Origin of the sequence: Sphingosinicella ginsenosidimutans (assembly GCF_007995055.1) — a bacterium.
Lineage (GTDB): Bacteria > Pseudomonadota > Alphaproteobacteria > Sphingomonadales > Sphingomonadaceae > Allosphingosinicella > Allosphingosinicella ginsenosidimutans.
The window spans coordinates 2,054,748-2,079,848 of the sequence record NZ_VOQQ01000001.1 but is presented as its reverse complement, the minus strand read 5'-3'; the positions used below and the strand labels follow the sequence as shown (position 1 = coordinate 2,079,848).

The 25,101-nt window shown below is 67.2% G+C and carries 19 protein-coding genes; 13 read left to right on the top strand and 6 right to left on the bottom strand.

The window, feature by feature from the left end; all coding sequences use genetic code 11:
- Window positions 1-13 precede the first annotated feature (13 nt).
- Window positions 14-1,390, bottom strand: coding sequence for an aromatic ring-hydroxylating oxygenase subunit alpha (locus FRZ32_RS10360; RefSeq protein ID WP_147043431.1), 1,377 nt, complete (start codon window positions 1,388-1,390; stop codon window positions 14-16).
- 131 nt (window positions 1,391-1,521) lie between these two features.
- Between FRZ32_RS10360 and FRZ32_RS10355 the strand changes: the two genes are divergently transcribed.
- Window positions 1,522-2,493: an NAD(P)H-quinone oxidoreductase gene (locus FRZ32_RS10355; protein WP_147043430.1), complete on the top strand. Its 972-nt coding sequence runs from the start codon at window positions 1,522-1,524 to the stop codon at window positions 2,491-2,493.
- 1 nt (window position 2,494) lies between these two features.
- On the opposite strand, the gene FRZ32_RS10350 is transcribed toward FRZ32_RS10355, so the two are convergent.
- Both FRZ32_RS10350 and FRZ32_RS10345 read right to left on the bottom strand, forming a co-directional pair.
- Complete coding sequence (locus tag FRZ32_RS10350) at window positions 2,495-3,859, bottom strand: aromatic ring-hydroxylating dioxygenase subunit alpha (RefSeq protein ID WP_243445260.1); 1,365 nt, start codon at window positions 3,857-3,859, stop codon at window positions 2,495-2,497.
- Window positions 3,846-4,373 (bottom strand): nuclear transport factor 2 family protein, encoded by a 528-nt coding sequence (locus tag FRZ32_RS10345; protein ID WP_147043428.1) that lies wholly within the window; start codon window positions 4,371-4,373, stop codon window positions 3,846-3,848. The genes FRZ32_RS10350 and FRZ32_RS10345 overlap by 14 nt, the downstream gene beginning before the upstream one ends.
- A gap of 94 nt (window positions 4,374-4,467) precedes the next feature.
- Between FRZ32_RS10345 and FRZ32_RS10340 the strand changes: the two genes are divergently transcribed.
- Window positions 4,468-4,962, top strand: coding sequence for a nuclear transport factor 2 family protein (locus FRZ32_RS10340; RefSeq protein ID WP_147043427.1), 495 nt, complete (start codon window positions 4,468-4,470; stop codon window positions 4,960-4,962).
- On the opposite strand, the gene FRZ32_RS10335 is transcribed toward FRZ32_RS10340, so the two are convergent.
- Entirely contained in the window at window positions 4,959-5,606 is a 648-nt protein-coding gene (locus FRZ32_RS10335; protein ID WP_147043426.1) for an EthD domain-containing protein, read from the bottom strand. The two genes, FRZ32_RS10340 and FRZ32_RS10335, sit on opposite strands and share 4 nt — an antisense overlap.
- Window positions 5,606-8,311: a TonB-dependent receptor domain-containing protein gene (locus tag FRZ32_RS10330; protein WP_158635892.1), complete on the bottom strand. Its 2,706-nt coding sequence runs from the start codon at window positions 8,309-8,311 to the stop codon at window positions 5,606-5,608. The genes FRZ32_RS10335 and FRZ32_RS10330 overlap by 1 nt, the downstream gene beginning before the upstream one ends.
- 410 nt (window positions 8,312-8,721) lie before the next feature.
- Here FRZ32_RS10330 and FRZ32_RS10325 point away from each other — a divergent pair, with 410 nt between their 5' ends.
- From FRZ32_RS10325 to FRZ32_RS10300, 6 genes are all read left to right on the top strand, one after another.
- The gene (locus FRZ32_RS10325) at window positions 8,722-9,516 is read left to right on the top strand and encodes an enoyl-CoA hydratase/isomerase family protein (RefSeq protein WP_147043424.1); all 795 of its coding nucleotides are present in this window, start codon (window positions 8,722-8,724) and stop codon (window positions 9,514-9,516) included.
- Complete coding sequence (locus FRZ32_RS10320) at window positions 9,513-10,682, top strand: acetyl-CoA C-acetyltransferase (protein ID WP_147043423.1); 1,170 nt, start codon at window positions 9,513-9,515, stop codon at window positions 10,680-10,682. Before FRZ32_RS10325 ends, FRZ32_RS10320 begins: the two co-directional genes overlap by 4 nt.
- Before the next feature lie 94 nt (window positions 10,683-10,776).
- A complete protein-coding gene (locus FRZ32_RS10315; RefSeq protein ID WP_147044426.1) occupies window positions 10,777-12,000 on the top strand; it encodes an NAD(P)/FAD-dependent oxidoreductase in 1,224 nt (407 codons plus the stop codon).
- Between the two features lie 78 nt (window positions 12,001-12,078).
- Entirely contained in the window at window positions 12,079-13,203 is a 1,125-nt protein-coding gene (locus FRZ32_RS10310; protein WP_147043422.1) for an 8-amino-7-oxononanoate synthase, read from the top strand.
- A complete protein-coding gene (gene bioD / locus FRZ32_RS10305; RefSeq protein ID WP_147043421.1) occupies window positions 13,200-13,829 on the top strand; it encodes a dethiobiotin synthase in 630 nt (209 codons plus the stop codon). The genes FRZ32_RS10310 and bioD overlap by 4 nt, the downstream gene beginning before the upstream one ends.
- On the top strand, window positions 13,826-15,103 hold the full coding sequence (locus tag FRZ32_RS10300; RefSeq protein WP_147043420.1) for an adenosylmethionine--8-amino-7-oxononanoate transaminase: 1,278 nt from the start codon (window positions 13,826-13,828) through the stop codon (window positions 15,101-15,103). The genes bioD and FRZ32_RS10300 overlap by 4 nt, the downstream gene beginning before the upstream one ends.
- Before the next feature lie 107 nt (window positions 15,104-15,210).
- Here FRZ32_RS10300 and FRZ32_RS10295 read toward each other — a convergent pair whose 3' ends face one another.
- On the bottom strand, window positions 15,211-16,287 hold the full coding sequence (locus tag FRZ32_RS10295) for an AraC family transcriptional regulator (RefSeq protein WP_147043419.1): 1,077 nt from the start codon (window positions 16,285-16,287) through the stop codon (window positions 15,211-15,213).
- Between the two features lie 150 nt (window positions 16,288-16,437).
- Between FRZ32_RS10295 and FRZ32_RS10290 the strand changes: the two genes are divergently transcribed.
- The 5 genes from FRZ32_RS10290 (at window position 16,438) to FRZ32_RS10270 (ending at window position 25,099) form a co-directional block, all read left to right on the top strand.
- On the top strand, window positions 16,438-19,092 hold the full coding sequence (locus tag FRZ32_RS10290) for a TonB-dependent receptor plug domain-containing protein (RefSeq protein ID WP_243445259.1): 2,655 nt from the start codon (window positions 16,438-16,440) through the stop codon (window positions 19,090-19,092).
- A gap of 83 nt (window positions 19,093-19,175) precedes the next feature.
- Window positions 19,176-21,221: an acetoacetate--CoA ligase gene (locus FRZ32_RS10285; RefSeq protein ID WP_147043418.1), complete on the top strand. Its 2,046-nt coding sequence runs from the start codon at window positions 19,176-19,178 to the stop codon at window positions 21,219-21,221.
- Window positions 21,218-22,063 (top strand): 3-hydroxyacyl-CoA dehydrogenase family protein, encoded by an 846-nt coding sequence (locus FRZ32_RS10280; protein ID WP_147043417.1) that lies wholly within the window; start codon window positions 21,218-21,220, stop codon window positions 22,061-22,063. Before FRZ32_RS10285 ends, FRZ32_RS10280 begins: the two co-directional genes overlap by 4 nt.
- A 67-nt stretch (window positions 22,064-22,130) precedes the next feature.
- Window positions 22,131-23,426, top strand: coding sequence for a spinster family MFS transporter (locus FRZ32_RS10275; protein ID WP_147043416.1), 1,296 nt, complete (start codon window positions 22,131-22,133; stop codon window positions 23,424-23,426).
- Window positions 23,427-23,467: 41 nt separating this feature from the next.
- A complete protein-coding gene (locus FRZ32_RS10270; protein ID WP_147043415.1) occupies window positions 23,468-25,099 on the top strand; it encodes a tannase/feruloyl esterase family alpha/beta hydrolase in 1,632 nt (543 codons plus the stop codon).
- The last annotated feature ends 2 nt before the right edge of the window (window positions 25,100-25,101 follow it).

Below are 25,101 nucleotides of genomic sequence, written 5' to 3'. Positions count from 1 at the left end.
CCGGCTGTCGGCCTTAACGTGCCAGGTAGCTGTCGAGCGTCCGGTGAAAGTGACGGACTCGACTCTCCTGATAGTGGGCAAGCTGCAGCTTGCGGGTCTTCGAAGCCTCCATGCCGGTCTGGACATGGGGCAGATTGTGCATGTCCTGCTCGAGGATCGCGCCGAGCTGGCCAAGATGGTCGGCAAAGCTCTCATGCGGTTCGAGAAAGGTCATGGCCGGCACCGGCGCCGTCTCGCCGGGCTTGAGCCGGCCGAGCAGGCGCACCTCCATCAACGTGTGGCGATGATCGTGCCACGGGCGCCAGCGGTAGACCACGGTCGGCTGGAAGCCGCCCCAGGGCGAGAAATTCGGGAAGACATTGTAGGTGAAGGCGTCCTGCACCTCGGCGTCGCTCGCATGATCGAGGTCGCGGCCGAACAGTTCGCCGAAGCGGCGGCGGTTGAAATCGCCCATCGTCGCCCGCGCGGTCTTGCCCTCCGGCACGTCGATCGTCGTTCCCGGCGTCACCACCCGGCCGTTATATTTGAGGAAATTGTCGATGATCTCCTGCTCGTCGGCGCTGTCCCCGAGCGTTGGCGAGAGCACGCCGAAGGGCGTGATCGCAAGGTTCACATTGTCGCCGTAGAGATTGTATTTGGAGTTCACATCGCCGGTGAAGGCCATGATCTGCGGATGGGTCGTGGAGACGTGATAGGCCTCCATGAACGCCTCCGCGCAGGCTTTCCAGTTGGCGGGAACGACCTTCGCGACCCAGCTGGTCGTATAGGCATCCTCGTGCCGCCATCGCGCGAAATGTTCCGGAAGGGGGGAGAGAAACTCCTCCAGCGTCGGCCCGCCCTCGGCCTCCTTGATGAAGATATAGCCGCCCCACTGGCCGACCTGGGCCTCGGGCAACGACAGATCCTGTCCGTCGAGATGGCTGAAATCCCACTGGCAGGGAATCCGCTTCAGCGATCCGTCCGTTTCCCAGGTGAAGCCGTGATAGGGGCATTGGAAATTGCTGGCCCAGCCCGATTCGGTCCGCAGCTTGCGGCCGCGGTGGAGGCAGACATTGTGGAAGGCGCGGACCGACCCGTCCGCCTGGCGGGTGACGAGATAGGAGCGGCCGGCATTTTCATAGAGAACGTAATCGCCCGGCTCCGGCATCTCCTCCTGACGGGCGGCGAACTGCCAAACGTTCGGCCACATCTTCTCGCATTCCGCCCGAAAGAAGCCGGGATCGGTGTAACGCTCGACGTCCAGCGGCGCGTCGTCCATCTCGACCCGCGCATTTTCCAGCAGGAAATCGGGAACTGGCCGACTATCCAGCGATGCGAGGCTGTCCCAGGTCACCGTCGGCGCCTTGCCTGATGATTCAGGCACGTCCGGCACCCTCGGATCGTCGGTCATCAAGGTCTCCTAAACAGCTCAGGACGGAAATGCCTTCGCGAGCCGCATCATGGCACCGGCCCAAAATAAAGACAATCCTGATTGTTTTTTGAAACGAGCCCCGCCAAAGCACCGTTGAGAGGAGATTGACGATGCGTGCAGTCCAGATTCGTGGCGGAAAAGGGACGGCGGATGACCTGTTCGTCGCCGAGGTCGACCGACCGTCCCCGAAGGCGCACGAAATCCTGATCCGGGTCGTCTCGGCGGGCGTCAACCGGCCCGACATCGCCCAGCGCGAGGGGAATTATCCTCCTCCCCCGGGCGCGTCCGAGGTGATGGGTCTGGAGGTTGCCGGCACTGTCGCCGCGGTCGGCGCGGACGTGGATCGGTGGCGGGAGGGCGATCGCGTCGCGGCGTTGCTGCCCGGCGGCGGATATGCCGAATATGCGGTGGTCGATGCGCGCCACGCGCTGCCGGTGCCGGATCGGATGAGCCTGGAAGAAGCGGGCGGCCTGCCCGAGACGGTCTTCACCGTCTTCACCAACCTTTTCGAACGGGGCCGGCTGACGGCCGGCGAGACGGCCCTCATCCACGGCGGCAACAGCGGCATCGGCACGACCGCGATCCTGATGGCGAAGGCCGCCGGCGCCCGGGTGATCGCGACCGCGCGCGGCGCGCAAAAGGCCGAAAAGGCGCTGAGCCTCGGCGCCGACATCGCCATCGACGTCGCCAGCGAGGATTTCTCCGCCGCGACGCGGGCAGCGGGCGGCGCCGACGTCGTGCTGGACATCATCGGCGGCGACTATTTCCGCCGCAACATCGACGCGCTCAATCCGGACGGGCGGCTCGTTCAGATCGCGACGCTCGGCGGCAACCTTGTCGAGACCGATCTGCTGCAGCTCATGTTCAAGCGGCTGACGTTGACCGCATCGACCCTGCGCGGGCGGCCGGCCGACGAGAAGGCGCGGCTGACGGCGGCCATCGCCGCGCAGGCCTGGCCCTGGTTCACCGAAGGCCGAATTCGCCTGCCCGTGGACAAGAGCTTCCCGCTCGAACAGGCCGGCGCCGCGCACGCCTGGCTCGAGACGGGGAGCCAGTTCGGAAAGGTCGTGCTGCGGCCCTGAGCTAGCGCGCGAGATAGGCGTCCAGCACCTGATGGAAGTGCCGGATGCGCGATTCCTGATAGTTGCCGAGCGTCTCGCCGCGCTTCTTCGAGGATTGAAAGCCGCGATACTGGCGGACGAGATTGTCGGTGTCCTGATCGAATGTCGCGCCGAGCCAGCCCTCCAGCCCCGGCGCGTCGCAATAGCTCTGCTCCGCCCCGATACGCACCGGCGCAACCGGATCGGGATGCTCCTCGCCATCCTTCAGCGGGCGCAGGAAGAGAATGTCGAAAAGGGTCCGGCCCGGGTCCATCCCGATCGGACGGAAGCGATAGACCATCGACAGCGAGATACCCGGGAAGATGCACATGTTCGGGAACAGGTGATATTCGATCGAATCGAGCATCTCACTGTCCGAATAGGCCGAGAGATCGAGGCCCCATTTCGCGCCCAGATTGGTCCGCCGCCATTCGGCCGCCACCGAGCGCGCGGTGCGGCCCTCCGGCACGACGGTGCCGGCCGGCAGGTGCATCTTGTCCGCGATCTCCTGCTCCGTCTGGGCATGCGGATAATGAGGGCTCGGGACGCCGTGGGTGTGCACGAAGCGCGTCACATGATCGTCGAAGACGTCATACTGGGCGTTGGCGTCCCCGGCGAAGGGCAGGTTCTGCGAATGGGTCTCGTAGACGTGATAGGCTTCCAGGAACGCTTCCTGGGCGGCCTTCCAGTTGGTGTCGAGCTCTTTCTGGACGTGCAGGTAGACCGCGCGCTTCTGCATGTCCCAACCGTCGCGCATGTGATCGGGAATGACTCCGAGAAAATCCTCCAGCGGGGGCGCGTTCTCGTCCATGTTGACGAAGACGAAGCCGCCCCAGGTGCCGACCTTCGCTTCGGGCAGGCGGAAGGCCGCGTCCTCGACATGCGGAAAATCCCAGCGGCAGGGGATCGATTTCAGCGCGCCCTCGGTCGTCCAGGTCCAGCCGTGGAAGGGACAGCGCAGGTCCGGCGTCCAGCCGCTGTCGCCGGGCCGCCGCAGCTGGGTGCCGCGGTGGAGACAGGCATTGTAGAAGGCGCGGATCCGATTGTCTTCGCCGCGCATGACGATCAGTGAATGGGGGCCGACCTCATAGGTCACATAGTCGCCCGGCTCGCGTAGTTCCTCCTCGCGGCAAGCCCATTGCCAGACCTTCGGCCACAGCTTCTTCATCTCGAGATCGAAGATCTCGCGGCTATAGTATCGCTCGTAAGAGACGTCGTCGGAGCCCAGATATTTGGGCGCCTCCGTGACCAGTGCCTCCGGCACGTCCTGCCCGTCGGCGAGAATGATGTCGCGCGTGCTGGGCCCCGGACAGCGGTGCGCGCCGGGATCGAGTTCAAATTGGTCCATGGGACTCTCCGATGATATCGCTTGGATCATTGCCCTTGCGGCCGCCGCGCAGCGCCGCGGGGGTCCGATCGAACCAGTCGTCGGCGGCCGGATCGCTGCGTGTCCAGTCGACCACCTCGCGCCGATGTACGATGGCCCAGCGCCCGTCGCGGCGCTCGTAGACGTCGAGATAGCGGCCGGCGATCTGCAGGTCCTGCGGTCCCTCGTCGCCGTCCCGACGGTGCCAGGCATGAAAATAGATCTCGCCGGTCGCTCGGTCGCCGTCGATTTCGATCAACATCTGGCCGGTCATGTGCCAGGTCGCGTGGTACCGGGCGAGCAGGGTCTGGGCGAAGTCGACGAACTCGGCCGCGGAACCGACGAAAAAGCCGTAATCGACCTTGGCGTCAGGATGAAAGGCGCCCTTCTGGAGCGCCGCATCGAGCCGGTCCTGCCCGCGCATATAGCGCGCGACGCAATCCTGGATCGCGATCCGATCCGCAAGCGCGGCGAAGACCGGGTCGATCGATGTCATAAGCGCCTCTCCGGTCTGCGTCGCCATTGCGATCGGCTCAATCCAGGATATAACCGTCAGGATATCCTGTCTTTTATTGACGCAGGGGAATGCCATGTCAACGCTCGAACAGCTCTCGGACCGTCACGAGATTGCCGATCTGCTGGTCCGTTATGCGCGGGCCGTGGACCGCTGCGATCTGGACCTGCTGATCGGTGTCTGGGCGCCCGGCGCGATCGTGGACTATGGCTCCGGCGAGGTGGACGCGGCCGAATGGAGTCGTGGGCTGCTGGATCGCCTGCTGGACATGGACCGCACCCAACATGCGCTTTCAAACAGCCTGGTGGCGCTCGACGGCGACCGCGCCACCGCCGAGACCGTCTGCACGGCATACCACCGCTTTCGGGCCGAGGCCGGCTGGACTCGCATGGTCGTGGGCGGCCGATATCTCGATCGGCTGATCCGGACCGAAGCGGGCTGGCGCATCGAACATCGCCGCTATGTCATGGACTGGAACGAGACCGAGACCTCGACGATGGAGACCGAAGGCCGTTTCGCGCGGTTCACCCGGGTCGGGCTCCGCGCGCCCGACGACGCATCCTATTTCTAGGCGCGGATTTGCGGGATCGGCCGCCAATCGGCCGGCGGTGCCGGATCGCCCGGCCAGAAGACGACCCGCTCCTCGGCGATCAGGCCGTCCACCGCACGCTCGTGCGCGCTCCATGCGCGGCGGAAGCTGTCCAGGTCGGCCCACCAGCTCGTCTCGACCGCGGCATAATCCGCCAGCCGGATCGGGAGGTCGAGCCGGCGGGCCTCCTGTCGCGCATGGCGGACCGCGCCGTCGAGCGGCATCCCGCCTTCCCCGTCGCGCAGGAACAGGATCGCCTTGAGCAATCCGACGCAATCCCGGCGGCTGGCGCCCGTTCCGGTTTCATCGTCGAGCAGCTGCGAGCGGTAATCGGCAATGTCCATGAAGGCCGGCTCGTCCTGATAAGCCCCCTCGCGCAGCGCCGGGCTCCCACGCATCCCGGCGAACGCGTCGGCATCGGCGAACCAGAGCTCCGGCACGCCGTCGGCGACGATGCGGAGCCCCGGCGCCGCTATGTCGAGACGATGGTTCTGGACATATCCGCGCATGTATCCAGCTTCGGCCAGACGCAGCGCCAGGCCGCGGTGGATCGTGCGCCAATGCAGGCGGAACTCATCCAGCGGCAAATCGGGCCGCCGCCGGATGAGTCCCATGACCTTCAACATCAGAACTGGAAGCGCACGCCCGCCCGGAACATCCGGCCCACGCCGTCATAGATCAACAGGTTGGTTCCGGAGGCCTGCGCGATCTGGGTGTCCTGCGACACGTCGACCGGCGGCGCGGTGTTGAGGATATTGTCAACCGCAACGAAGAGTTCCGTCCGTCCGCCGAACAGCCCCAGATTATAGGATGCGAACCCGTCGAGGTAGAAGATCGCCGGCACATGGTTGATATTGATATCGGCGCTGGTGAAATCCTTCTCGATCGCCGCCGAGCCGATGAAGCGACCCTTGAGCTGCAGCGTCACCGGATCCGAATTCCAGGTCCCGGTGACGAGCGCGCGCACCCGCGGCACGCCTTGCGAGACGCCGAGATTGTTGCCGACCTCTCCGGCCCGGCTGACCACGTTGGTCGGATTCACGATCTCGAGGCGGTCGACATAGTTGACGAGGCCGCGAATATCGAACGAGCCGCCGGCAAGGCGTGTCCGGTAGCTGAGCTCGAAGTCGATACCGCGCGCATTTTCCGATCGCGCATTGAACGGCACCACCTGCACCGCGGTGATCACATTGTTGGCGTCGCGCGTGACCGCCGAGCAGAAGAGCTGATTGCCGGCCGAACAGAGATTGACGATCACCTGCGAGGAATTGGTCGCGATCGCATCGGAAATCTTGATATCGTAATAGTCGATCGACGCGGAGAAGCCCGGCAGGAAGCGCGGCCGCAGCACGGCGCCGAGCGTCAACGAATTGGCCCGTTCCGGCTGCAGGTTCGGATTGCCCGAGGTCGTCTGCAGCACCGCGCTGCTTGCATTTCCGCGCAGCGGATCGGTGAGGAACTGGACCAGCGTCGTTCCCTGCGAGAACAGTTCGCTGAGATTCGGCGCGCGGATGTCCCGCGAGCGCGTCACTCGGAATTCGACATCCCTGACCGGCGCCCACGAACCACCGATTTTCCAGGTCGCGACGCTGCCGCTGGTCGAATAATCGGTGTAGCGCACCGCGCCGTTCAGGTTGAGGGAACCGATCGCGCTGTCGCGAAGCACCGGCACGGCGAGCTCGCCGAAGCCTTCCTTGACGTTGATCGCGCCGCGAAATGGGATGACGTTCGCGACATACCAGAGGCCGGCCGTCCCGATCGGATCGGAGGAGATCACGCCGCCGCTGTCGCGCCGGTAATCGGCGCCGACCGCGAGCGTCACCGGGCCAGCGGGGAGCTGGATGAGATCGCCCTGGAGGCTCGCTTCGACGACATGCTGATCGAGTCGGATGCGCGCGTCCGACGTGCCCGCGAAATAGGCACGCTGCGCATCGGTCAACGGCCGGTTGCCGAACGGATTGTAGGGGATGCAGCCGTCGGTCGGGTTGGTCAGCGTCGAGCGGCAGACGATCGATCCGTCGGGAGCCTCCACCGAATCGATGGCGTTCAGAATCCGGCTCGGGATGAGGTTGTTCTCGCCCCGGTTACGGACTCGCGACTGACCATATTGGTAGTAGATGTTCCACCGCCAATTGCCGAACGAGCCGTTCAGGCCGACGGCACCGCGGATCAGCGAGCGATCGTTGACGCCTTCCGGCCAGCCAAGCGCCGGATTGATGTGGGAGAGATTGAAGCTCGTGATCCCGGCGTCGATCATCCGATCGCGCACTTCCTGGGGCAGGAAGGCATTGTCGATCTGGATTTGCTCGTTATTGACCCGCCAGAAATAGCCCGAATTGGTCCGCGTGTGCGAATCCCCGTAGGAGCCCTCGACGAAAAAGCTCACATCGTCGGTGATGTCGTAATTGGCGTGGGCGAAGATCGAACCCTGGGTGATTGGCGTCAACGTCTGCAGGACGTCGAGCGTCATGTCGTAATTCGCCGTGCCGCCCGACTGGACGAAGCCGCTTTCCACGTTACCGAAGGGGAAGTTGTCGGTGGCCACATTGCCAGCCGCGTCGAAGGCGATGCCGCGCAGCGGGCCGGAGATGATCACGCCTTCGCGCGTCGCGTTCACGGTCGAATTGGGCAGGATCAGCTGGCGCGGCTGCCCGTTGCCCGGTGCGTAGGCGGGATTCAGGAAGAATTTGTACTGCCCGTTCCTGTACCAGCCCCGCTCGCGCACATAGGCGTCGCCGGAGCTGGAGAAGTTGCCGCTGACCACGATATGGCCGCGACCACCGCCGAAGGAGCGCCCCCAGCTGAGATCGGCGGTGATCGACTCGGCATCGCCATAGGTCGAGATACCCGCCTGCACCTGGCCGCGCAGGCCGGTGAAATTCGTATCGAGGATGAAGTTGACGACACCGCTGACGGCATCCGAGCCCCAGGTCGCCGCGGCGCCGCCGGTCACGACGTCGACGCGCTGCACCAGGGCCTGCGGAATCGTGTTCACATCGACCGCGCCGGTGATCGTCGACGGCGTGACGCGGCGGCCGTTGAGCAAGACAAGCGTGCGGTTCGGCCCGAGATTGCGTAGATTGAGCAGGTTTGCGCCGGCGAGGCCGCCGCCGATGGTCGAGGCCGAGGAACGGGGCGTTTGCGACCCGCCGAGAGCCGGAAGTTGATTTACATAGTCGGCGATCGTGGTCGGCGCCGCCTGCTGGATTTCGTCCTGGGTGACGACGCTGACCGGAGTCGGCGCATCATAGCCGTTGCGCACGATGCGGCTGCCGGTGACGACGATATCCGCCCCGGACGATTGCTCGGCAACCGGCGCAGGCGAAGGCAATGTCGCGGTCGACGTGGAAGCGGCCTGGCTTCCCGAATCCTCGTCCGGTGCCGCGGGCGTAACAGGCTGCGGTGCCGCTGCTTGGCCCAAGGCCGCCGAAGCCGCGCACATCGCCGTGGTCGCGCACATCACCGCACGGAAAATACGTCCACTCACCTTGGGTCCTCCCCTGCCAGGAATAGTTCGCGCTCGGGCCCTTTGGCTCTCCGCGCGGTGAAAAGTGATACACGGATCACATAGGGCTTGCAACGAAAAGCGTACGCGTTGCTTTTTTTAGTACATGACTGACGGAATCGGCTTTCCCTGGAGCGCGATAACGGCGATGATCGTCGCCCGCCCCGATAAAAAGGATATCGCATGTCAAATTACGAAATGAGCGATTTTCCCGCGCGGACCGGGAGACGCATCGGATGAGCGACTCCGTTCGGCTCGAACGGGATGGGCCGATCGCGCGGCTCACGTTGAACCGCCCGGAGGCCGGCAACGCGATCGATCTCGAGCTGGCGCACGAGCTTGCCGAGAAAGCGGCGGCCTGCGCGGACGACGCGGCGATCCGCTGCGTCGTCCTGACCGGCACGGGTCGCTTTTTCTGCGTCGGCGGTGACGTCAAGCTCTTCGCCACCGCCACCGGCGACGAGCTCGCCGATTTGCTGCGCGAATTGGCGGGCACGGTGGCGCTGGCGGTTTCCCGCTTCTCCAGGATGGACAAGCCGCTGCTCGTGGCGGTGAACGGGCCGGCGGCGGGCGCGGGTTTCAGCCTGGCGATGGCCGGCGATATCGTCCTTGCCAGCGAGACCGCCCAGTTCACCGCTGGTTATTCCGCCATCGGGCTGGCACCGGACGCCGGCCTTACCTGGCAGCTGCCGAGATTGGTCGGCCTGCGACGATCGCAGGAAATACTGCTCACCAATCGTCGCGTCGGCGCTGTCGAGGCGGAACGGATCGGTCTGGTGACGCGCATCACCGGCGACGGTGAACTCGACTCGGAGACGAATGCAATGGCCCGGTCGCTGGCGCACGGCCCGACGGCCGCTTTCGCCGCGACACGCGCCTTATTGTTGCACAATTCGCTCCGATCTTATGAAGAGCAGATGGCGGACGAGACGAAGGCGATCGGCGCGGCGGGCGCCCGTCCCGAAGGCCAGGAGGGCATCGCCGCCTTCGTCGCCAAACGTACCCCCAGGTTCGAAGGAAAACAACGATGACCCAAGCCTATATCGTCGACGCAGTGCGAACCGCCGGCGGGCGGCGGGGCGGCGCTCTGTCCGGATGGCATCCTGTGGACATGGCCGCGGCGGTGCTCGACGCGCTCGTCGATCGCACCGGCGTCGACCCGGCGGGGATCGACGATGTCATCATGGGCTGCGTGAGCCAGGGCGGCGAACAGGGCTTTCAGGTCGGGCGAAACGCCGTTCTTGCCTCGAAGCTGCCGGAAAGCGTCCCGGCGGTGACGATCGATCGCCAGTGCGGCAGCTCGCAGCAGGCGATCCAGTTCGCCGCCCAGGCGGTGATGTCCGGAACGCAGGACGTGGTGATCGCCGCCGGCGTGGAATCGATGACGCGGGTCCCCATGTTCACGCCAGTGGCCCTGTTCGAGAAGGCCGGCCTCGGCACCCCCAAGTCGCCACGCCAGGAGGCCCGCTACCCGGGCGTGCAGTTCAGTCAGTTCACCGGCGCCGAGATGGTGGCCCGCAAGCATGGATTCACGCGCGACGTGCTCGACATGTTTGCGCTCGAGAGCCATCGGCGCGCCGCCGCGGCGACCGAACGGGGCGACTTCGCCGACGAGATCGTGCCGCTCGAGATCGAGACCGAGGACGGCAAGAGGCTGCATACGCGCGACGAAGGCATAAGGTATGACGCGACGATCGAGGGGATCGGCTCCGTCAAGCTGCTGCAAGAGGGCGGGATGATCTCAGCCGCCAATGCGAGCCAGATCTGCGACGGCGCCTCGGCCGCTTTGATCGTCTCCGAAGCGGCCCTCAAGCGATATGGCCTGACGGCCAGGGCTCGCATCGTCAACATGACCGTGACCGCGGGCGACCCTGTGGTCATGCTGGAGGAACCGCTCTTCGCCACCGAAAAGGCGTTGCGGCGCGCGGGGCTGTCCATCGGAGACATCGATCTCTATGAGGTGAACGAGGCCTTCGCGCCGATCCCGCTCGCCTGGCTCAGGCATCTCGATGCGGACCCAGCGAAGCTCAACGTCAATGGAGGGGCGATCGCCCTTGGCCACCCGCTCGGCGCCTCCGGCACCAAGCTGATGGCGACCCTGATCCACGCACTCGCGAAGAGCGGCGGCCGCTACGGTCTGCAGACGATGTGCGAGGGCGGCGGCATCGCGAACGTCACGCTTATCGAGCGCGCCTGAATGTCCGCATTCCAGGCGAGGCATTCGAACGCGTTCTACTTTTGATGAGGCGGGATGCTTTGGAGTTCAGCAGCATCCACCGATGGGGATTGGAATGCCGGAGCGTTACGACGTACTGATCATCGGCGGGGGTCATGCCGGCGCGGCTGCGGCGATCGCGCTTCGCCAGAACGGGTTCGAAGGCAGCATCGCCATTGTCGGCGAGGAACCGGAGCTGCCTTACGAGCGTCCGCCGCTTTCGAAGGAATATCTTGCTGGAGAAAAGCCGTTCGAACGGATCCTGATCCGGCCGCACGGCTTCTGGGCCGAGCGGAACATCGACCTGCGGCTCGGGCAGCGAGCGGCGGCGGTTGCCGCCGATGCCCATGTCGTGACTCTCGAAGACGGCCGTCGGCTCAACTATGGCAAGCTGATCTGGGCCGCCGGCGGGGCGCCGAGGCGGATGGCCTGCGCGGGCCACGATTTGGCCGGAGTCCACAGCGTGCGCAATCGCGCCGATGTCGATTTGATGATGGCCGAACTGCCGAGCGCGCGCCGCGCCGTGGTGATCGGCGGCGGCTATATCGGGCTCGAGGCGGCCGCGGTGCTCGCCAAGCTCGGCAAGCAGGTCGTCTTGCTCGAGGCCCTGGATCGGGTGCTTGCGCGCGTCGCGGGCGAAGACATCTCCCGCTTCTATGAAGCCGAACACCGCCGCCACGGCGTCGACGTACGCACCGGCGCGAAGGTCGACTCCATCAGCGGAGACGCCCGGGCGACGGGAGTCAGGCTCGCCGATGGAACCGAGATCCCGGCTGACATGGTCATCGTGGGCATTGGCATCACGCCATCGGTCGCCCCACTGGCCGAGGCCGGTGCCAGGATCGGCAACGGTGTCGAAGTCGACGAATATTGTCGAACGAGCCTGCCTGACATCTATGCCGTCGGCGACTGCGCCGCCCATGAAAACCGGTTCGCCTCCGGTGCGCGCATCCGGCTCGAATCGGTCCAGAACGCCAGCGATCAGGCGACGGTCGCGGCCAAGCACATTGCCGGTGTGGCGGCGCCTTATGCGGCGGTCCCCTGGTTCTGGTCGAATCAATATGATCTCAGGCTGCAGACGGTTGGCATCGCGGCTGGCCATGATGAGGCGGTGGTTCGAGGGGACCCCGGGGATCGCAGCTTCTCCGTCGTCTACCTTCGCGGTGGCAAGGTCGTCGCACTCGACTGCGTCAACGCGGCAAAGGATTATGTGCAGGGCCGCAAGCTGGTGATCGAGGGTGCCGCCGCCCCCAGTCGGGCCCTCGCCGATCCCGCGGTCCCGCTGAAGGAGCTGGCCTGAGCGGGACGACCCGGACGATGGCGCGCAGAGGGGACGAGCTATCTCGCGAGACGGTGGTGAACCGTGTAGGGCGCCGCCATGCGCCGCTTCGCTGCTCAATTCGACGATCTTGCCCGGCTCGACGATTGCGGGCGACTGCGCCGCCTGATCCCGCGGGCGGGGCGGGATTTTGCGTCGAACGACTATCTCGGCCTTGCCGGCGCTCCGGAGCTGACGACGGCGCTTGCCGACGCGATCGCGCGCGGCGTTCCGCTGGGCTCGGGCGGCTCGCGACTCCTGCGCGGCAATCACGACGAGCATGAGGCGCTGGAGGCGGAGGCGGCCCGCTTCTTCGGTGCCGAAAGCGCGCTTTATTTCAGCAGCGGTTATGCGGCGAATGCCACGTTGCTTTCGACCCTGCCGCAACGCGGCGACCTTGTCGTCCACGACGCCCTGATCCACGCCAGCGCCCATGATGGCCTGCGGCTGGGCCGCGCGGAGGTGCGCTCGGCCGCGCATAACGACCCCGATTCATTTGCGGATGCGATCCGTCAGTGGCGGGCGGAGGGCGGCACTGGCCGGGCGTGGATCGCGGTCGAGAGCCTGTACAGCATGGACGGCGACCGGGCGCCCCTGGACGAGCTCGTCGCGCTCGCGGATCGGCAAGAGGCCTTCCTGCTGGTCGACGAGGCCCACGCGACGGGCGTCTTCGGGGAGAGCGGGCGCGGCCTCACCGCCGGCCTTGCCGGTCGCGAGAACATCATCACGTTGCACACCTGCGGCAAGGCGCTCGGCTGCGAAGGGGCATTGCTGTGCGGGCCGCAAATCATGCGCGACTTCCTGGTCAACCGGGGCCGGGGCTTCATCTTCTCGACCGCGCCATCGCCGCTGATGGCCGCGGCCGTGCGCGCCGCGCTGCGCGTCCTTGCCGACCAGCCCGGACGCCGGCAACGGCTGCGCGACCTGTCGCAGCTTGCCGCGGACCGGCTCGAACCATATGGCGCGCTGAGGACCGGCACGCAGATCCTGCCCCTCATCCTCGGTGACGATGTCCGCACGATGCGCCTCGCCGCGTCGCTCCAGGCCGCCGGCTTCGATGTGCGCGGGATCCGGCCGCCGACCGTGCCCGCCGGCACGTCGCGGCTTCGGATATCGATCACGCTCAACGTCGAGGCGGCCGACGTGGAGGCTCTGGCCGCCGAGCTCGAAAGCCTCGCCGAATGAGCCGGACGATCGTCGTCACCGGCACCGACACGGACGTCGGCAAGACCGTGTTCGCCGCCGCCTTGGCCGTGGCGCGCGGCGCCCATTACTGGAAGCCGATCCAGGCGGGGCTCGACGGTGGCGGCGATCGCGAGCGCGTGGCGATGTTGTCCGGGCTTCCATCCGCCCGGATCCTGCCCGAGGCCTATCGGCTCGCGACGCCATGCTCCCCGCACCGCGCGGCGCAGATCGACGGGATCGCCATCGATCCCGCGCGGCTGGCTCTGCCCGACTGTCCCGGCCCGCTCGTCGTCGAAGGCGCGGGCGGCGTGATGGTGCCGATTACCCGGGACCTGTTGTTCGCCGATCTGTTCGCGCGCTGGATGATGCCCGTCGTCCTCGTCGCGCGAACGACGCTGGGGACGATCAATCACAGCCTCCTTTCGATCGAGGCATTGCGCCGGCGCGACGTGCCGCTTCTGGGCATCGCGTTCATCGGACCGGGCAACGAGGACAGCGAGGCGGTGATCGCCGCGATCGGCCGCGTGAAGCGGCTGGGCCGCCTCCCCCTCCTCGATCCGCTCACCCCTGAAAGCCTCGCCGCCGCCTTCTCGGCGCACTTCGATCCACGGGATTTCACCCCATGACCTCGCCGGTCTGGCATCCGTTCACCCAGCACGGCCTTCGCGAGCCGATCCCGCCCGTCGAACGGGCGGAGGGTGCGGCGCTCTACACGAAGGACGGCGCACGGATCATCGACGCGATCTCGTCCTGGTGGGTCACGACCCACGGCCATTGCCATCCGCGGATCATGGCGGCGATCGCCGCGCAGGCCGGGCGACTGGACCAGATCATCTTCGCGGGATGGACCCACGAACCGGCCGAGACATTGGCGCAGGGGCTGGTCGCACTGGCGCCGTCGGGGCTGACCCGGGTCTTCTTTTCCGACAGCGGCTCGACGAGCGTCGAGGTGGCGCTGAAGATGGCGCTCGGCTTCTGGGCGCACGGAAAGACCCCGAGACACCGGATCGTCGTCATGCAGCACAGCTATCATGGCGACACGATCGGTGCGATGTCGGTCGGCGCGCGCGGCGTCTTCAACCGCGCCTACGCCCCGCTCCTCTTCGACGTCGCGACGGTGCCCTTCCCGTCCGTTGGCGCGACGCAGGCAACGCTGGATGCTCTCGAGGCAGAGTGTCGTGCCGGAGCCGCCGCCTTCATCGTCGAGCCGCTGATCCTCGGCGCCGGCGGCATGTTGATCTATCCTCCGACGATCCTCGCCGAAATGTGCGCCATCTGCCGACGTTACGGCGTCCTCTTCATCGCCGACGAGGTGATGACGGGATGGGGCCGGACAGGAACCCTGCTCGCCTGCCAACAGGCAGCGGTCGTGCCGGACATATTGTGCCTGTCGAAAGGCCTCACCGGCGGCGCCGTCCCGCTTGCGGTGACGCTGGCGAGCGAGGCGATTTTCGAGGCGCATCTCTCGCAGGATCGGGCCCGGATGTTCTTCCATTCCTCAAGCTATACCGCCAATCCGATCGCCTGCGCGGCGGCCAACGCCAATCTTGCCGTGTGGCGCGAAGAGCCCGTTCTGGCGCGGATCGCTGAACTCGAAGAGCGCCAGCAGCAGGCGCTCGACCGGCTCGCGGCCGCGCTGCCCATCGCCGGTCCGCGACGGCTCGGCACGATCGCCGCGTTCGAGGTCGGCGCGGCCGACTCCGATTATCTGGCGGACATCGCGCCGCGCGCCATGGCCTTCTGCCGGGAGCGCGGCGTGCTGCTCCGGCCGCTCGGCAACACCTTCTATGTGATGCCCCCTTATTGCATCGACGATGCGGACCTGTCCCGGATCTACGGCGCGATCTCGGAATTCATCGAGCGGCTGGACCGCGAGGGGCGATCCGGGCTGCGCTGTTGAACGCAGGTGGTCCGAAGCGAAGTGCCGCTCCCCGCGCGGTGACCGGATCGATGGCGTCGCCGGACGCGGTCGGGCCCGCGCTCTTCGGCTCGCCGGGTCCCGACGCCCTATTTGCTCGCGCGCAGCTCGGTGATCGTCTTGCCGGTCCACCTGCGGATGGCGCGGCGCAGGTTCGCGGCGTCGCTGAGGCCGACCTTCCACGCCACGTCGTCGACGCTCATGCGGGTCGTCTGGAGATATTCGATCGCCAGCTTGCGGCGGACATCGTCGACGATCGCGGCATAGCTTGAATTCTCGGCGGCGAGGCGGCGCCGGAGCGTCCGCTCCTGCAGGCCGAGCTGCGCCGCGACGGCGGCCATCGGCGGGAACTCGCTCGGGGCGTTCAGCAGCAGCTGATAGACCTCGCCCGACCAGCCCGACGACAGGCGGGACTGGCCGATCAGCCGCTCGCATGTCTCCTCCAGCATCGTCCGGGTGAGCCGGTTGCCCAGTTCCGGAGTCTGATCGAGGATGCCGATGGGGTAATGGAGTTCGTTGGCCGCCTGGTCGTAAAGGCAGGGGCAGGACAGCGCCCGCACATCATCCTCCGCGTGCGAATCCTGCGGTATGGCGAACAGCGCGCGGACCGGCAGGTTGTCGGCGCCGGCGGTGTCGCGGATATGGGTGAAGGTCATCTTCATCTGCTGGCGCACCAGGAACGTGCGCACGTCGCTGCTCATCACGTCTCGGTAGATTTCGCGGAACTGCCAGATCGCGAGATCGCCCTCCGCCCGCCATTCCAGCCGCACCGTCGGCGTCGCGAGCGGCTGATAGCGAACCGCGAAATCGAAGAAATCCCGCATGGTCGGCGAGCACATCAGCGCATAGCCGTACATGCCGTAGGCCGACAGGTGCAGGCGCGAGCCGATCGCGAACGCATCGGCGAATCCGGCGCCGGCGGCGACGATGTTCTCGCACGCCGTCAGATACTGGCCGATCGAGGTCAGCGTGTGCGGATCGCGCACCTCCGCCAGCGTGAGGCCGGTCCGGTCCAGCACCGTTTCCGCCGTGATGCCGCGGGCGGCGACCGTGTCGATCACCGTGGCGATCTTGAACGGCGCGAAGGTCCGCTGGTTGAGCGAGGGAAAGCCGGCGCGTGCGTTGCGGATCGCCGCCTCGCCCGCCTCGTTCACGCCCGTCGCCATGGTCTCGAACTTCCGCCAAGCCTGTCCGCCAGGGACACAGCGCTGTCCGTCAATGCACTTACAACGCCTTGTGACAGACCATAAGCAAGGCATCAAGCCGGCAAAGCCCGGCAGCGGAAACGCCGCGACCAGATGAGGTCAGGGAGGGGAATGAAGACCATGACGACCGGAACGATTCGCGCGAAACGTCGCGCGGCCCTGTGCAGCTGCGCGCTTGCGATGGCGATGCTCGCCCTGCCGGCCGCCGCCAATGCCCAGAGCGCTGCCACGCCCGCCCAGACGGACGAAAGCGCCGATGATCCGGATACCGAGATCGTCGTCACCGGCACCAGCATCCGCGGCATCCCGCCGACCGGATCGGGGCTGATCAGCGTGACGCGCGAGGACGCGCGGCTGATCGGCGCGGCGAGCACGCCGCAGCTGCTCGCCACGGTGCCGCAGCTCAACAGCTTCAACACCGCCCCGCGGGTCAGCAATGGCGGCCTCGGCTCCTTCGCGCCCGGCCTTCGCGGCCTGCCGTCGGCCGCCACTCTGCCGCTGATGAACGGGCACCGCCTGGTCTCCGGCAGCACGCAGCAGACCAATCCGGACTTCCCGTTCATCCCCGAACTGGCGATCGAGCGGGTCGAGATCGTCGCCGACGGCGCTTCGGCGATCTACGGATCGGACGCCGTCGCCGGCGTGGTCAACTTCATCACCCGCCGGCACGTATCGGGGCTTGAGGCGAATGTTCGCTACGGCTTCGCGGACGATTATCAGGCGTTCAGCGCGGGCGCGATCTTCGGCCATGACTGGGGCAGCGGCTCGTTCGTCCTCGCCTATCAATATCAGGAAAACAGCAACATCACCGGGGCGGATCGCCGCTATCGCTCGCAGGATTTCCGGTCGGTGGGCGGTCTCGACACGCGCTCGACCGTGTGCCCCGATGCAAACGTCAACCTGTTCGCCGGCACGATCTACGCCGCCCCCAGCCTGGAGCCCGGGGTGAACACCTGCGACGCGGGGGCGCCGATCGATCTCCTGCCGCAGAACCGGACGCACAGCGTTTTCGCCTCGGGGCGGCAGACCTTGTCGAGCGCGGTCACGCTGTGGGCGGACGTCCTCTATTCGGATCGCCGCGATGTCGTGCAGGCCGCCCTGCCGGGCCAGACCTTCGTCCTGATCACCGCGGCCAATCCGTTCTTCCGCGCGCCGCCGGGGACGGGATCGCTGTTCGGCTATTTCGACTTCCGCCCCGACCGGCTGGTCGGCGACGACCATTTCGACCAGACGTTCCGGGTGCGCACCGGCGATTCGACCGCCGGCGTCGACATCAATCTGCCGCGGGATTTCCGGGCAAGCGTCTACGGCACCTTCAACTGGTCGCGCAACGACACCTTCCAGCCGGGCATCAACACGACGGCGCTGACCGCCGCCGCGGCCGGCACGACCCTGGACACCGCGCTGGACCCGTTCGGCACCGGGACCAACCCGGCGGTCGTCGCCCAGATCCTCGACAATCCCACGGATTTCACCAATCGCCAGCGCATCTATATCGGCGCGGTCAAGGTCGACGGGCCGCTGGCCGCGCTTCCCGGCGGCGACCTCAAGATCGCGTTGGGCGCCGAATATCGCCGCGAAACCTACATGCAGCGGGGTCAGAGCGGCGGCGTGGGCTTCCCCGAAGATCTCGATCGTAACGTCGAGTCGATCTACGGCGAATTGTTCGTGCCGATCTTCGGCGCGGGCAATGCCGGGCCGATGGCGCGCAGCCTTACCCTGTCGCTGTCCGGCCGATACGATCATTACAGCGACTTCGGCTCGACGACGAATCCCAAGATCGGCGTCACCTGGGAACCCGTGGAGGGGGTCAGCTTCCGCGGCAGCTACGGGCGCTCGTTCCGCGCCCCGGGCCTTCGCGATCTCGGCTCGACGGTCGGCTCCTATTATGCCGCGGCGGCGCTGGTCGACGCGTTCGGCGCCCGCGATCCGGCGCGGGGCGTGAACCAGGTCAACACCATCCTGCTGTTCGGCGGCAATCGGGACCTCAAGCCCGAAACGGCGCGCACCTGGTCGGCCGGCGTCGATCTGCGGCCGAGCTTCGCCCCGGATCTCACCGCCAGCCTGACCTTCTACGACATCAAATATGACGACGTGATCGGAACGCCGTCCGGGCTTGGCGCGCTCCTCTTCAGCGATCCGACCTTCGCCTCGCGCGTCATCCGCGATCCGACGGCGGCCCAGCTCAGCGACGCGATCGCCAATACGGTGCCGTTCTTCTACACTTTCTCGGCGATCCCGACGATCGGCAACATCCTCGATCTGCGGCAGGGCAATTTCGGCGTCCGCAGGACCAACGGGATCGACTTCGACCTGCGCTACCGGCGGACCGTCGGGTTCGGCGCGATCTTCGGCGGGATCGCCGGCAATTATATCCTGCACTATCGCAATCAGCTGTCGCCGACCTCGGCGGTCAGCAACTCGCTCGAGGCCGGCATCCCGCGCGCCACCTTGCGCACGACGTTGGGCTTCACGGCGGGGCCGGTGACGTTCGTCAACTTCGTGAACCATCGCGCGGGGGTCACCGCGCCCTATGCGACGCCGACCGGCACCGCCCTCTACAAATCCGGCGGCTATACCACGGTGGACCTGCGTCTGTCGGTCCGCATGCCCGACCTCGGGTTCATGCGAAATCCGGAGCTCGGGGTGCAGGTCAACGATCTGTTCAATGCGAGGCCGCCATTCTTCCCCGGCACCGATGGTATCGGCGGCGCCTACAATCCGATCGGCCGCTATGCGGCGATGAGCCTGCGAACGGCCTTTTAGGGACAAGGCGGGCGGCATCCCGGATGGGGATCGCCGCCCGCTTGTATCACGCGTCGACCACGACCGAGGTTTGCCATTCGATGATGCCCGTCAGTACCAGCGTGGAAGCCCCTGCCCCGGTCCCCCAGATCCGTCTTTATTCGAACTGGCTCAAGGACACGCACGGCCGCGACTTCGCGACCTATGAGGCGCTGCGGCGCTGGTCGGTCGAGGATCTGGAGGGCTTCTGGCGCAGCATCTGGGACTATGACGGCATCGAATCCCCGACGCCCTTCACCGCGGCCCTCGCCGAAGACCGGATGCCGGGCGCGCGCTGGTTCGAGGGCGCGCAGGTCAACTATGCGCGCCACGTCTTCCGCCATGCGGCGGCGGCGGATGCGGCGGGCCAGCCGGCGATCGTCGCCGCGAACGAAGGCGGCGAGCTGGTCACGATCGGCTGGGGGGAAATGCGGCGTCAGGCGACTTCGCTCGCGCTCGCGCTTCGCGAGCGCGGGATCGGGCCGGGAGACCGCGTCGCCGCCTATCTTCCCAACATCCCGGCGGCGGTGATCGGCCTGCTCGCCTGCGCCAGCCTTGGCGCGATCTGGACGCTCTGCTCGCCCGATATGGGAATCAACGCCATCCTGGACCGCTGGCGGCAGACGGCCCCCAAGGCGCTGATCGCGGTGGACGGCCTCTGTTATGCCGGCAAGGCGATCGACCGAAGCAACGCCGTCGCCGACATTTGTCGCCAGCTCCCAAGCATCGAATCCCTCTTCCTGGTCGCCAGCGGCTGCGGCCAGGGCGTGGCCGGCGCCGACGACTTCGCGACCGCGATCGCGCGCGACGATGCGGCGACCCAGGCGTTCGAGCCCGTCTGGCTGCCCTTCGATCACCCGCTGTGGATCCTCTATTCCAGCGGCACCACGGGCCTTCCCAAGGCGATCGTCCACGGTCATGGCGGCGTGATCCTCGCGACCGCGGCGGGGCGGTTCCATTTCGATCTCGGGCCGAGCTACGCCCCCAACAACCGGGGCGACCGCTTCCACTGGTACAGCGCCAGCGGCTGGGTGATGTGGAACATCCAGGTCGGCGGCCTGCTCAGCGGCACGACCATCTGCCTGTTCGACGGCTCGCCGAGCGGCCCCAGGGCGAATCCCGACTGGACGCGGCTGTGGGACTTCGCCGCGCGCACCGGCGTCACCTGGTTCGGGGCAGGCGCGGCCTTCTACGCGAGCTGCCGCAGGGCCGGGATCGAGCTTTCCCGCATCACCGGGGTGGAGCGCATTCGTGCGCTGGGGACGACCGGCTCGCCGATCGCGCCCGACGTGCAGCGCTGGGGCACCGCGCAGTTCGCGGCGGTCGGCCGGCCCGATATCTGGTGGTGCAACGTCAGCGGCGGGACCGAAATCGCCGCCGCCTTCATGGCCGGCAACCCCGAACTTCCCGACTCGCCGGGGCGGCTGCAATGCCGCCACGTCGGCGCCGCGATCGAGTCATGGGACGAACGGGGCCAGCCGGTCATCGGCGAAGTGGGCGAACTGGTCTGCACCCGCCCGTTCCCGAGCATGCCGCTCTATTTCTGGGGCGACGAGGACGGCAGCCGTTACCGCGACTCCTATTTCGGCGAATGGCCGGGCATCTGGCGGCATGGCGACTGGCTGACCATCGCGAGCGACGGCAGCTGCACGATCTCGGGCCGCAGCGACGCGACGATCAACCGGCACGGCGTGCGCATGGGCACAGCGGAAATCTACGCCGCGATCGAACGGCTCCCCCAGATCGCCGACACGATGATCGTCGATGTCGAGGGTCAGGAAGGTGACAGTCGCCTCCTCCTGTTCGTCGTCCCCGCCGAGGGACGGCATGTCGACGCAGAGCTGGAGGCGGCGATCGCGGCGGCGATCCGGACCAGCCTCTCGCCGCGCTTCGTGCCCGATCGGGTGATTGCGGCGCCGGGCGTTCCCCGCACGCTTTCGGGCAAGAAGCAGGAACTGCCGATCAAGCGGCTTTTCGCCGGCTGGCCGGTCGCCAAGGTGGTCAGCGTCGACGCGACCGCAACGCCCGAACTGCTGCCCTGGTACATCGAACAGGCCCGGCGCTGGCAGGAAGAGGCTGGCGCCAGTCGCGACACGGGAGCGACGGCATGAAGGCCGGCGTCGTCGGCGCGGGCCTGATGGGGTCGGAGATCGCTCTGGTCTTCGCGCTCGCGGGGCACGAGGTCCTGCTCCACGATCGCAGCGACGCAGCGCTGGCGGGCGCGATCGAGCGGCTGCGCTCCATCCTGGACAAAGGCTTGTCGCGGCAATTCTACACGGCGCAAGCGGCAAGCGGCGCCCTGGCGCGGATCGCGCCGGTGAGCAGCCTTGGCGAGATGGCCGACTGCGCGATCGTCACCGAAGCCGTCTACGAATCCCTCGAGACCAAGGCCGGCGTGCTGCGTGCGCTCGACGAGGCATGCCAGCCGGGCTGCATCCTTGCCTCCAACACGTCCACGCTTCCCATCTCGACGCTGGCGACCTTCGTCTCCGCCGAACGGCGTGCGCGTTTCCTCGGCACCCATTATTTCTCGCCGGTCTCGCGCATGAAGCTGGTCGAGGTGATCCCCGCCTTCTTCACCGATGCGGGCGTGACCGAAGAGGTGACGGCGCTGCTGGCCGGCCTCGGCAAGGAGCCGGTGCGGGTGAAGGACGTGGCGGGCTTCGCGGTGAACCGGATGCTTCACGCCATGCTGATCGAGGCGGTGAAGCTCGTCGAGGAGGGCGTGGCGACGCCGGGCGACCTGGATGCCGCGTGCCGGCTCGGGCTCGGCCATCCGATCGGCCCCTTCGCGATGATGGACATCGTCACATCGGACCTATGCCTTCAGGTGCAGGAAATCCTTCACGATGCCTATGGCGAGCGTTTCCGCCCGCCTGCCCTCCTCAAGCAGCGCGTCGCCGCCGGCCTCGGCGGCGGGCGAGGAAGGCCGGGCTGGACAGGCGACAAATGACAAGAGACCGGACGGAGAGGAACGAGACGATGGCCGGGGCCCAGGGACCGCGCGAACGGTGTCGCCCATGAGCGCCGCCGCACCGCACAGCGGCCGCGCACCCGCGGCGGGCGCCCGGATCACGCTTGCCATGTTGTGCTTCGTCTATGTGCTGAACTTCCTCGATCGCCAGCTCATCTCGATCCTCGCCAAGCCCATCCAGGATGGGCTGGACATCAGCGACGGCCAGCTCGGCCTCCTGACCGGTTTCTATTTCGCGCTCTTCTACTGCTTCATCGCGATTCCGATCGGCTGGCTGGCGGATCGCACCAGCCGGGTGAAGGTCCTTTCGGCCGCCTGCGCGATCTGGAGCGGCGCGACGGCCGCCTGCGGGATGGCGGGCAGCTACGGCCAGCTGGCCGCCGCGCGCATGATGGTGGGCGTCGGAGAGGCGGGCGGCGTTCCGCCCTCCTATGCGATCATCGCGGACAGCTTCCCGCGCGAGCGGCGAACGACCGCAATGGCGATCTTCAACCTCGGCCCACCGCTCGGATCGGCGCTGGGCGTGGCCTTCGGCGCCTCGCTGGCGGCTGCGTTCGACTGGCGCCTGCCCTTCTACGTGATCGGCGCGATCGGCGTCGTAACGGCGCTCGCGGTGTACCTGATCGTGCGCGAGCCGAAACGCGGCGAGACCGACGATCGCCCAGCGACCGCCGCGCCCGAGGCGGCGAGGGAAGGCTTTTTCGGCGCCATCGCGCGCTTCTTCAGCGATCCGATCCTGCTGATGGCGTCGCTGGCGAGCGGCGCGGGCAATTTCATCACTTACGGCGTGCTCAACTTCACCGTCCTGTTCCTGATGCGCGAGAAGGGGATGAGGCTGGAGGAAGTCGCAATCTGGTATGCGTTGGTCATCGCGATCGGGATGGGCGGCGGCATCTATGCCTCGGGCCGCATCGTCGATCGGTTCGCCCGGCGCAGCAAGACGGCCTACGCGACCGTGCCCGCGGCCTCGCTGATCCTTGCATTGCCCTTCTTCCTCGGCTTCACCTGGGCGCCGACCTGGCCGGTCGCGCTCGCCTTCCTCGCCGTGCCGCTGTTCCTCAACTCCTTCTTCCTGTCGGCCACGGTCACCCTGGTCCAGAGCGAGGTGGCGCCCGGGCGCCGCGTCATCTCCGGCGCGCTGCTGCTGCTCGTGATGAACTTCGTCGGCCTTGGCTTCGGGCCCACCTATGTCGGCATGGCAAGCGACTTCTTCCGCCCGATCTACGGGGACCACGCGCTGCAGGCCGCCTATTACGCGCTCGCGCCGGTCTATCTTGTCGCGGCCCTTCTCTACCTGTGGCTCGCACGCCTGATCCGGCGGACGTCGCCGGCCATTCCATGACCAGGGTTGCACACACAGTGACCAGAACGTTGGAGAGGACCATGAAACGCAAGCTCCGTCTCGCCATTCTCGCCGCCGCCGTGACGGGCTGGACGGTTCCGGCCCTGGCGCAGGCGCAGCAGCCGGCACCGGATGCCGCCGCCCGATGCGCCGCGCTCGCCCGGCTGGCGCTCCCCGACACGACCATCGCCAGCGCCGCCCTGGTGCCGGCGCGCGCCACCCGGTCCACGGTCGCAGGTGAGGTCCCGGGCTATCCGAGCTTCTGTCGCGTCGTCGCCCATGTGCGGTCCGAGCCCGGTTCGGACGTCGGCGTCGAACTGTGGCTGCCCGTCGAGCGGTGGAGCGGCGTCTTCCACGGCAATGGCAGCGGCGGTTTCGCCGGCACCTTCGCGCTCGGCTATTCCGGGATGGTCGAAGGGCTGCGGCGTGGCTTCGCGACCGCGACGACGGACGGCGGGACGGTGCCGGCCTCGCCTCTCGACGGCGACGCCCTGGTCGATCGCCCCCGCCAGTGGCTCGACTGGGGCCGCCTGTCGACCCATGTGATGACCGTCACCGGCAAGGCGATCACCCGCGCCTTTTACGGCGAGGACGCCAGCCGCTCCTTCTACACCGGCTGCTCGACCGGCGGCCAGATGGGGCTGATCGAGGCGCTCTACTATCCGCAGGATTATGACGGCATCCTCGTCGGTGCACCGGTGATCGACCGGACCTGGGGCCATGCGGCCGTCCTCTGGGACTTCGCGGCGGCGAACCGCGAGACCGGCCGGCTCCTGTCCCCCGCGAAGCTGGAGCTGCTCAATCGGGCCGCGATTGCGACCTGCCTGCGGCAGGGCCATGGGCTCGCGGGCGACCGCTTCATCTCCGATCCGATGAGCTGCAGCTTCGATCCGCAGGTCATCGAGTGCCGCGACGGCGCCACCGACGGCTGCCTGACCGAAAGCGAGGTCGCGACCGCCCGCGCCTTCTATTCCGGACCGACCGACCGTCAGGGCCGGCGGCGCTTCTTCGGCTGGCTGCCGGGAAGCGAGATGCCCGACACGTTCGGATGGTCCTTCCTCGAGACGCCGATCAACGGCCAGCCGGCCTTCGGCGGCCTGTTCAAATGGGTGTTCGGCGCCGACTGGAACTGGAGGAATTTCGACTTCGATCGCGACATGCCGACGGTCGATGCGCGGCTGGGCCCCGTCGTGAACGACGCGACGCGCGGCAGCCTCGCGGCCTTCGCTGCGCGCGGCGGCAAGCTGATCGTCTTTCACGGTCTCGCCGACACGCTCGTCCCGCCGGGCCAGAGCGTCGCCTTCTTCGATCGGCAGGCCGCGCAGATGGGCGGCATGAGCCGCCTGTCCGAAAGCGCGCGCCTGTTCCTCGCGCCCGGCATGATGCACTGCGGCGGCGGCACCGGGCCGGATGCGTTCAACACCACGCTCGGCATTCCGCCCCGGCCCCCGTCAGACGACGCGCAGCATGATCTCTTCACCGCGCTGATCGCCTGGTCGGAGCGGGGCGAGGCGCCGGACCGAATCGTCGCGACCAGATTCTCGACCGAGGAGGCGGGCCGGATCGCCATGCAGCGTCCGCTCTGCCCCCACCCGCAGCGCGCCGTCTATCGCGGTACCGGATCGACCCAGGCGGCGAGCAGCTTCCAGTGCGAGGCGCCCCCGACCCACTGAGG

Coding starts and splice junctions, on each gene's coding strand:
- FRZ32_RS10290 (WP_243445259.1), top strand. CDS start 16,438: ATGAAGACCATGACGACCGGAACGATTCGCGCGAAACGTCGCGCGGCC.
- FRZ32_RS10350 (WP_243445260.1), bottom strand. CDS start 3,859: ATGGACCAATTTGAACTCGATCCCGGCGCGCACCGCTGTCCGGGGCCC.
- FRZ32_RS10360 (WP_147043431.1), bottom strand. CDS start 1,390: ATGACCGACGATCCGAGGGTGCCGGACGTGCCTGAATCATCAGGCAAG.
- FRZ32_RS10345 (WP_147043428.1), bottom strand. CDS start 4,373: ATGACATCGATCGACCCGGTCTTCGCCGCGCTTGCGGATCGGATCGCG.
- FRZ32_RS10295 (WP_147043419.1), bottom strand. CDS start 16,287: ATGGCGACGGGCGTGAACGAGGCGGGCGAGGCGGCGATCCGCAACGCA.
- FRZ32_RS10310 (WP_147043422.1), top strand. CDS start 12,079: ATGCGCCGCTTCGCTGCTCAATTCGACGATCTTGCCCGGCTCGACGAT.
- FRZ32_RS10300 (WP_147043420.1), top strand. CDS start 13,826: ATGACCTCGCCGGTCTGGCATCCGTTCACCCAGCACGGCCTTCGCGAG.
- bioD (WP_147043421.1), top strand. CDS start 13,200: ATGAGCCGGACGATCGTCGTCACCGGCACCGACACGGACGTCGGCAAG.
- FRZ32_RS10340 (WP_147043427.1), top strand. CDS start 4,468: ATGTCAACGCTCGAACAGCTCTCGGACCGTCACGAGATTGCCGATCTG.
- FRZ32_RS10275 (WP_147043416.1), top strand. CDS start 22,131: ATGAGCGCCGCCGCACCGCACAGCGGCCGCGCACCCGCGGCGGGCGCC.
- FRZ32_RS10335 (WP_147043426.1), bottom strand. CDS start 5,606: ATGTTGAAGGTCATGGGACTCATCCGGCGGCGGCCCGATTTGCCGCTG.
- FRZ32_RS10325 (WP_147043424.1), top strand. CDS start 8,722: ATGAGCGACTCCGTTCGGCTCGAACGGGATGGGCCGATCGCGCGGCTC.
- FRZ32_RS10280 (WP_147043417.1), top strand. CDS start 21,218: ATGAAGGCCGGCGTCGTCGGCGCGGGCCTGATGGGGTCGGAGATCGCT.
- FRZ32_RS10320 (WP_147043423.1), top strand. CDS start 9,513: ATGACCCAAGCCTATATCGTCGACGCAGTGCGAACCGCCGGCGGGCGG.
- FRZ32_RS10315 (WP_147044426.1), top strand. CDS start 10,777: ATGCCGGAGCGTTACGACGTACTGATCATCGGCGGGGGTCATGCCGGC.
- FRZ32_RS10355 (WP_147043430.1), top strand. CDS start 1,522: ATGCGTGCAGTCCAGATTCGTGGCGGAAAAGGGACGGCGGATGACCTG.
- FRZ32_RS10270 (WP_147043415.1), top strand. CDS start 23,468: ATGAAACGCAAGCTCCGTCTCGCCATTCTCGCCGCCGCCGTGACGGGC.
- FRZ32_RS10285 (WP_147043418.1), top strand. CDS start 19,176: ATGCCCGTCAGTACCAGCGTGGAAGCCCCTGCCCCGGTCCCCCAGATC.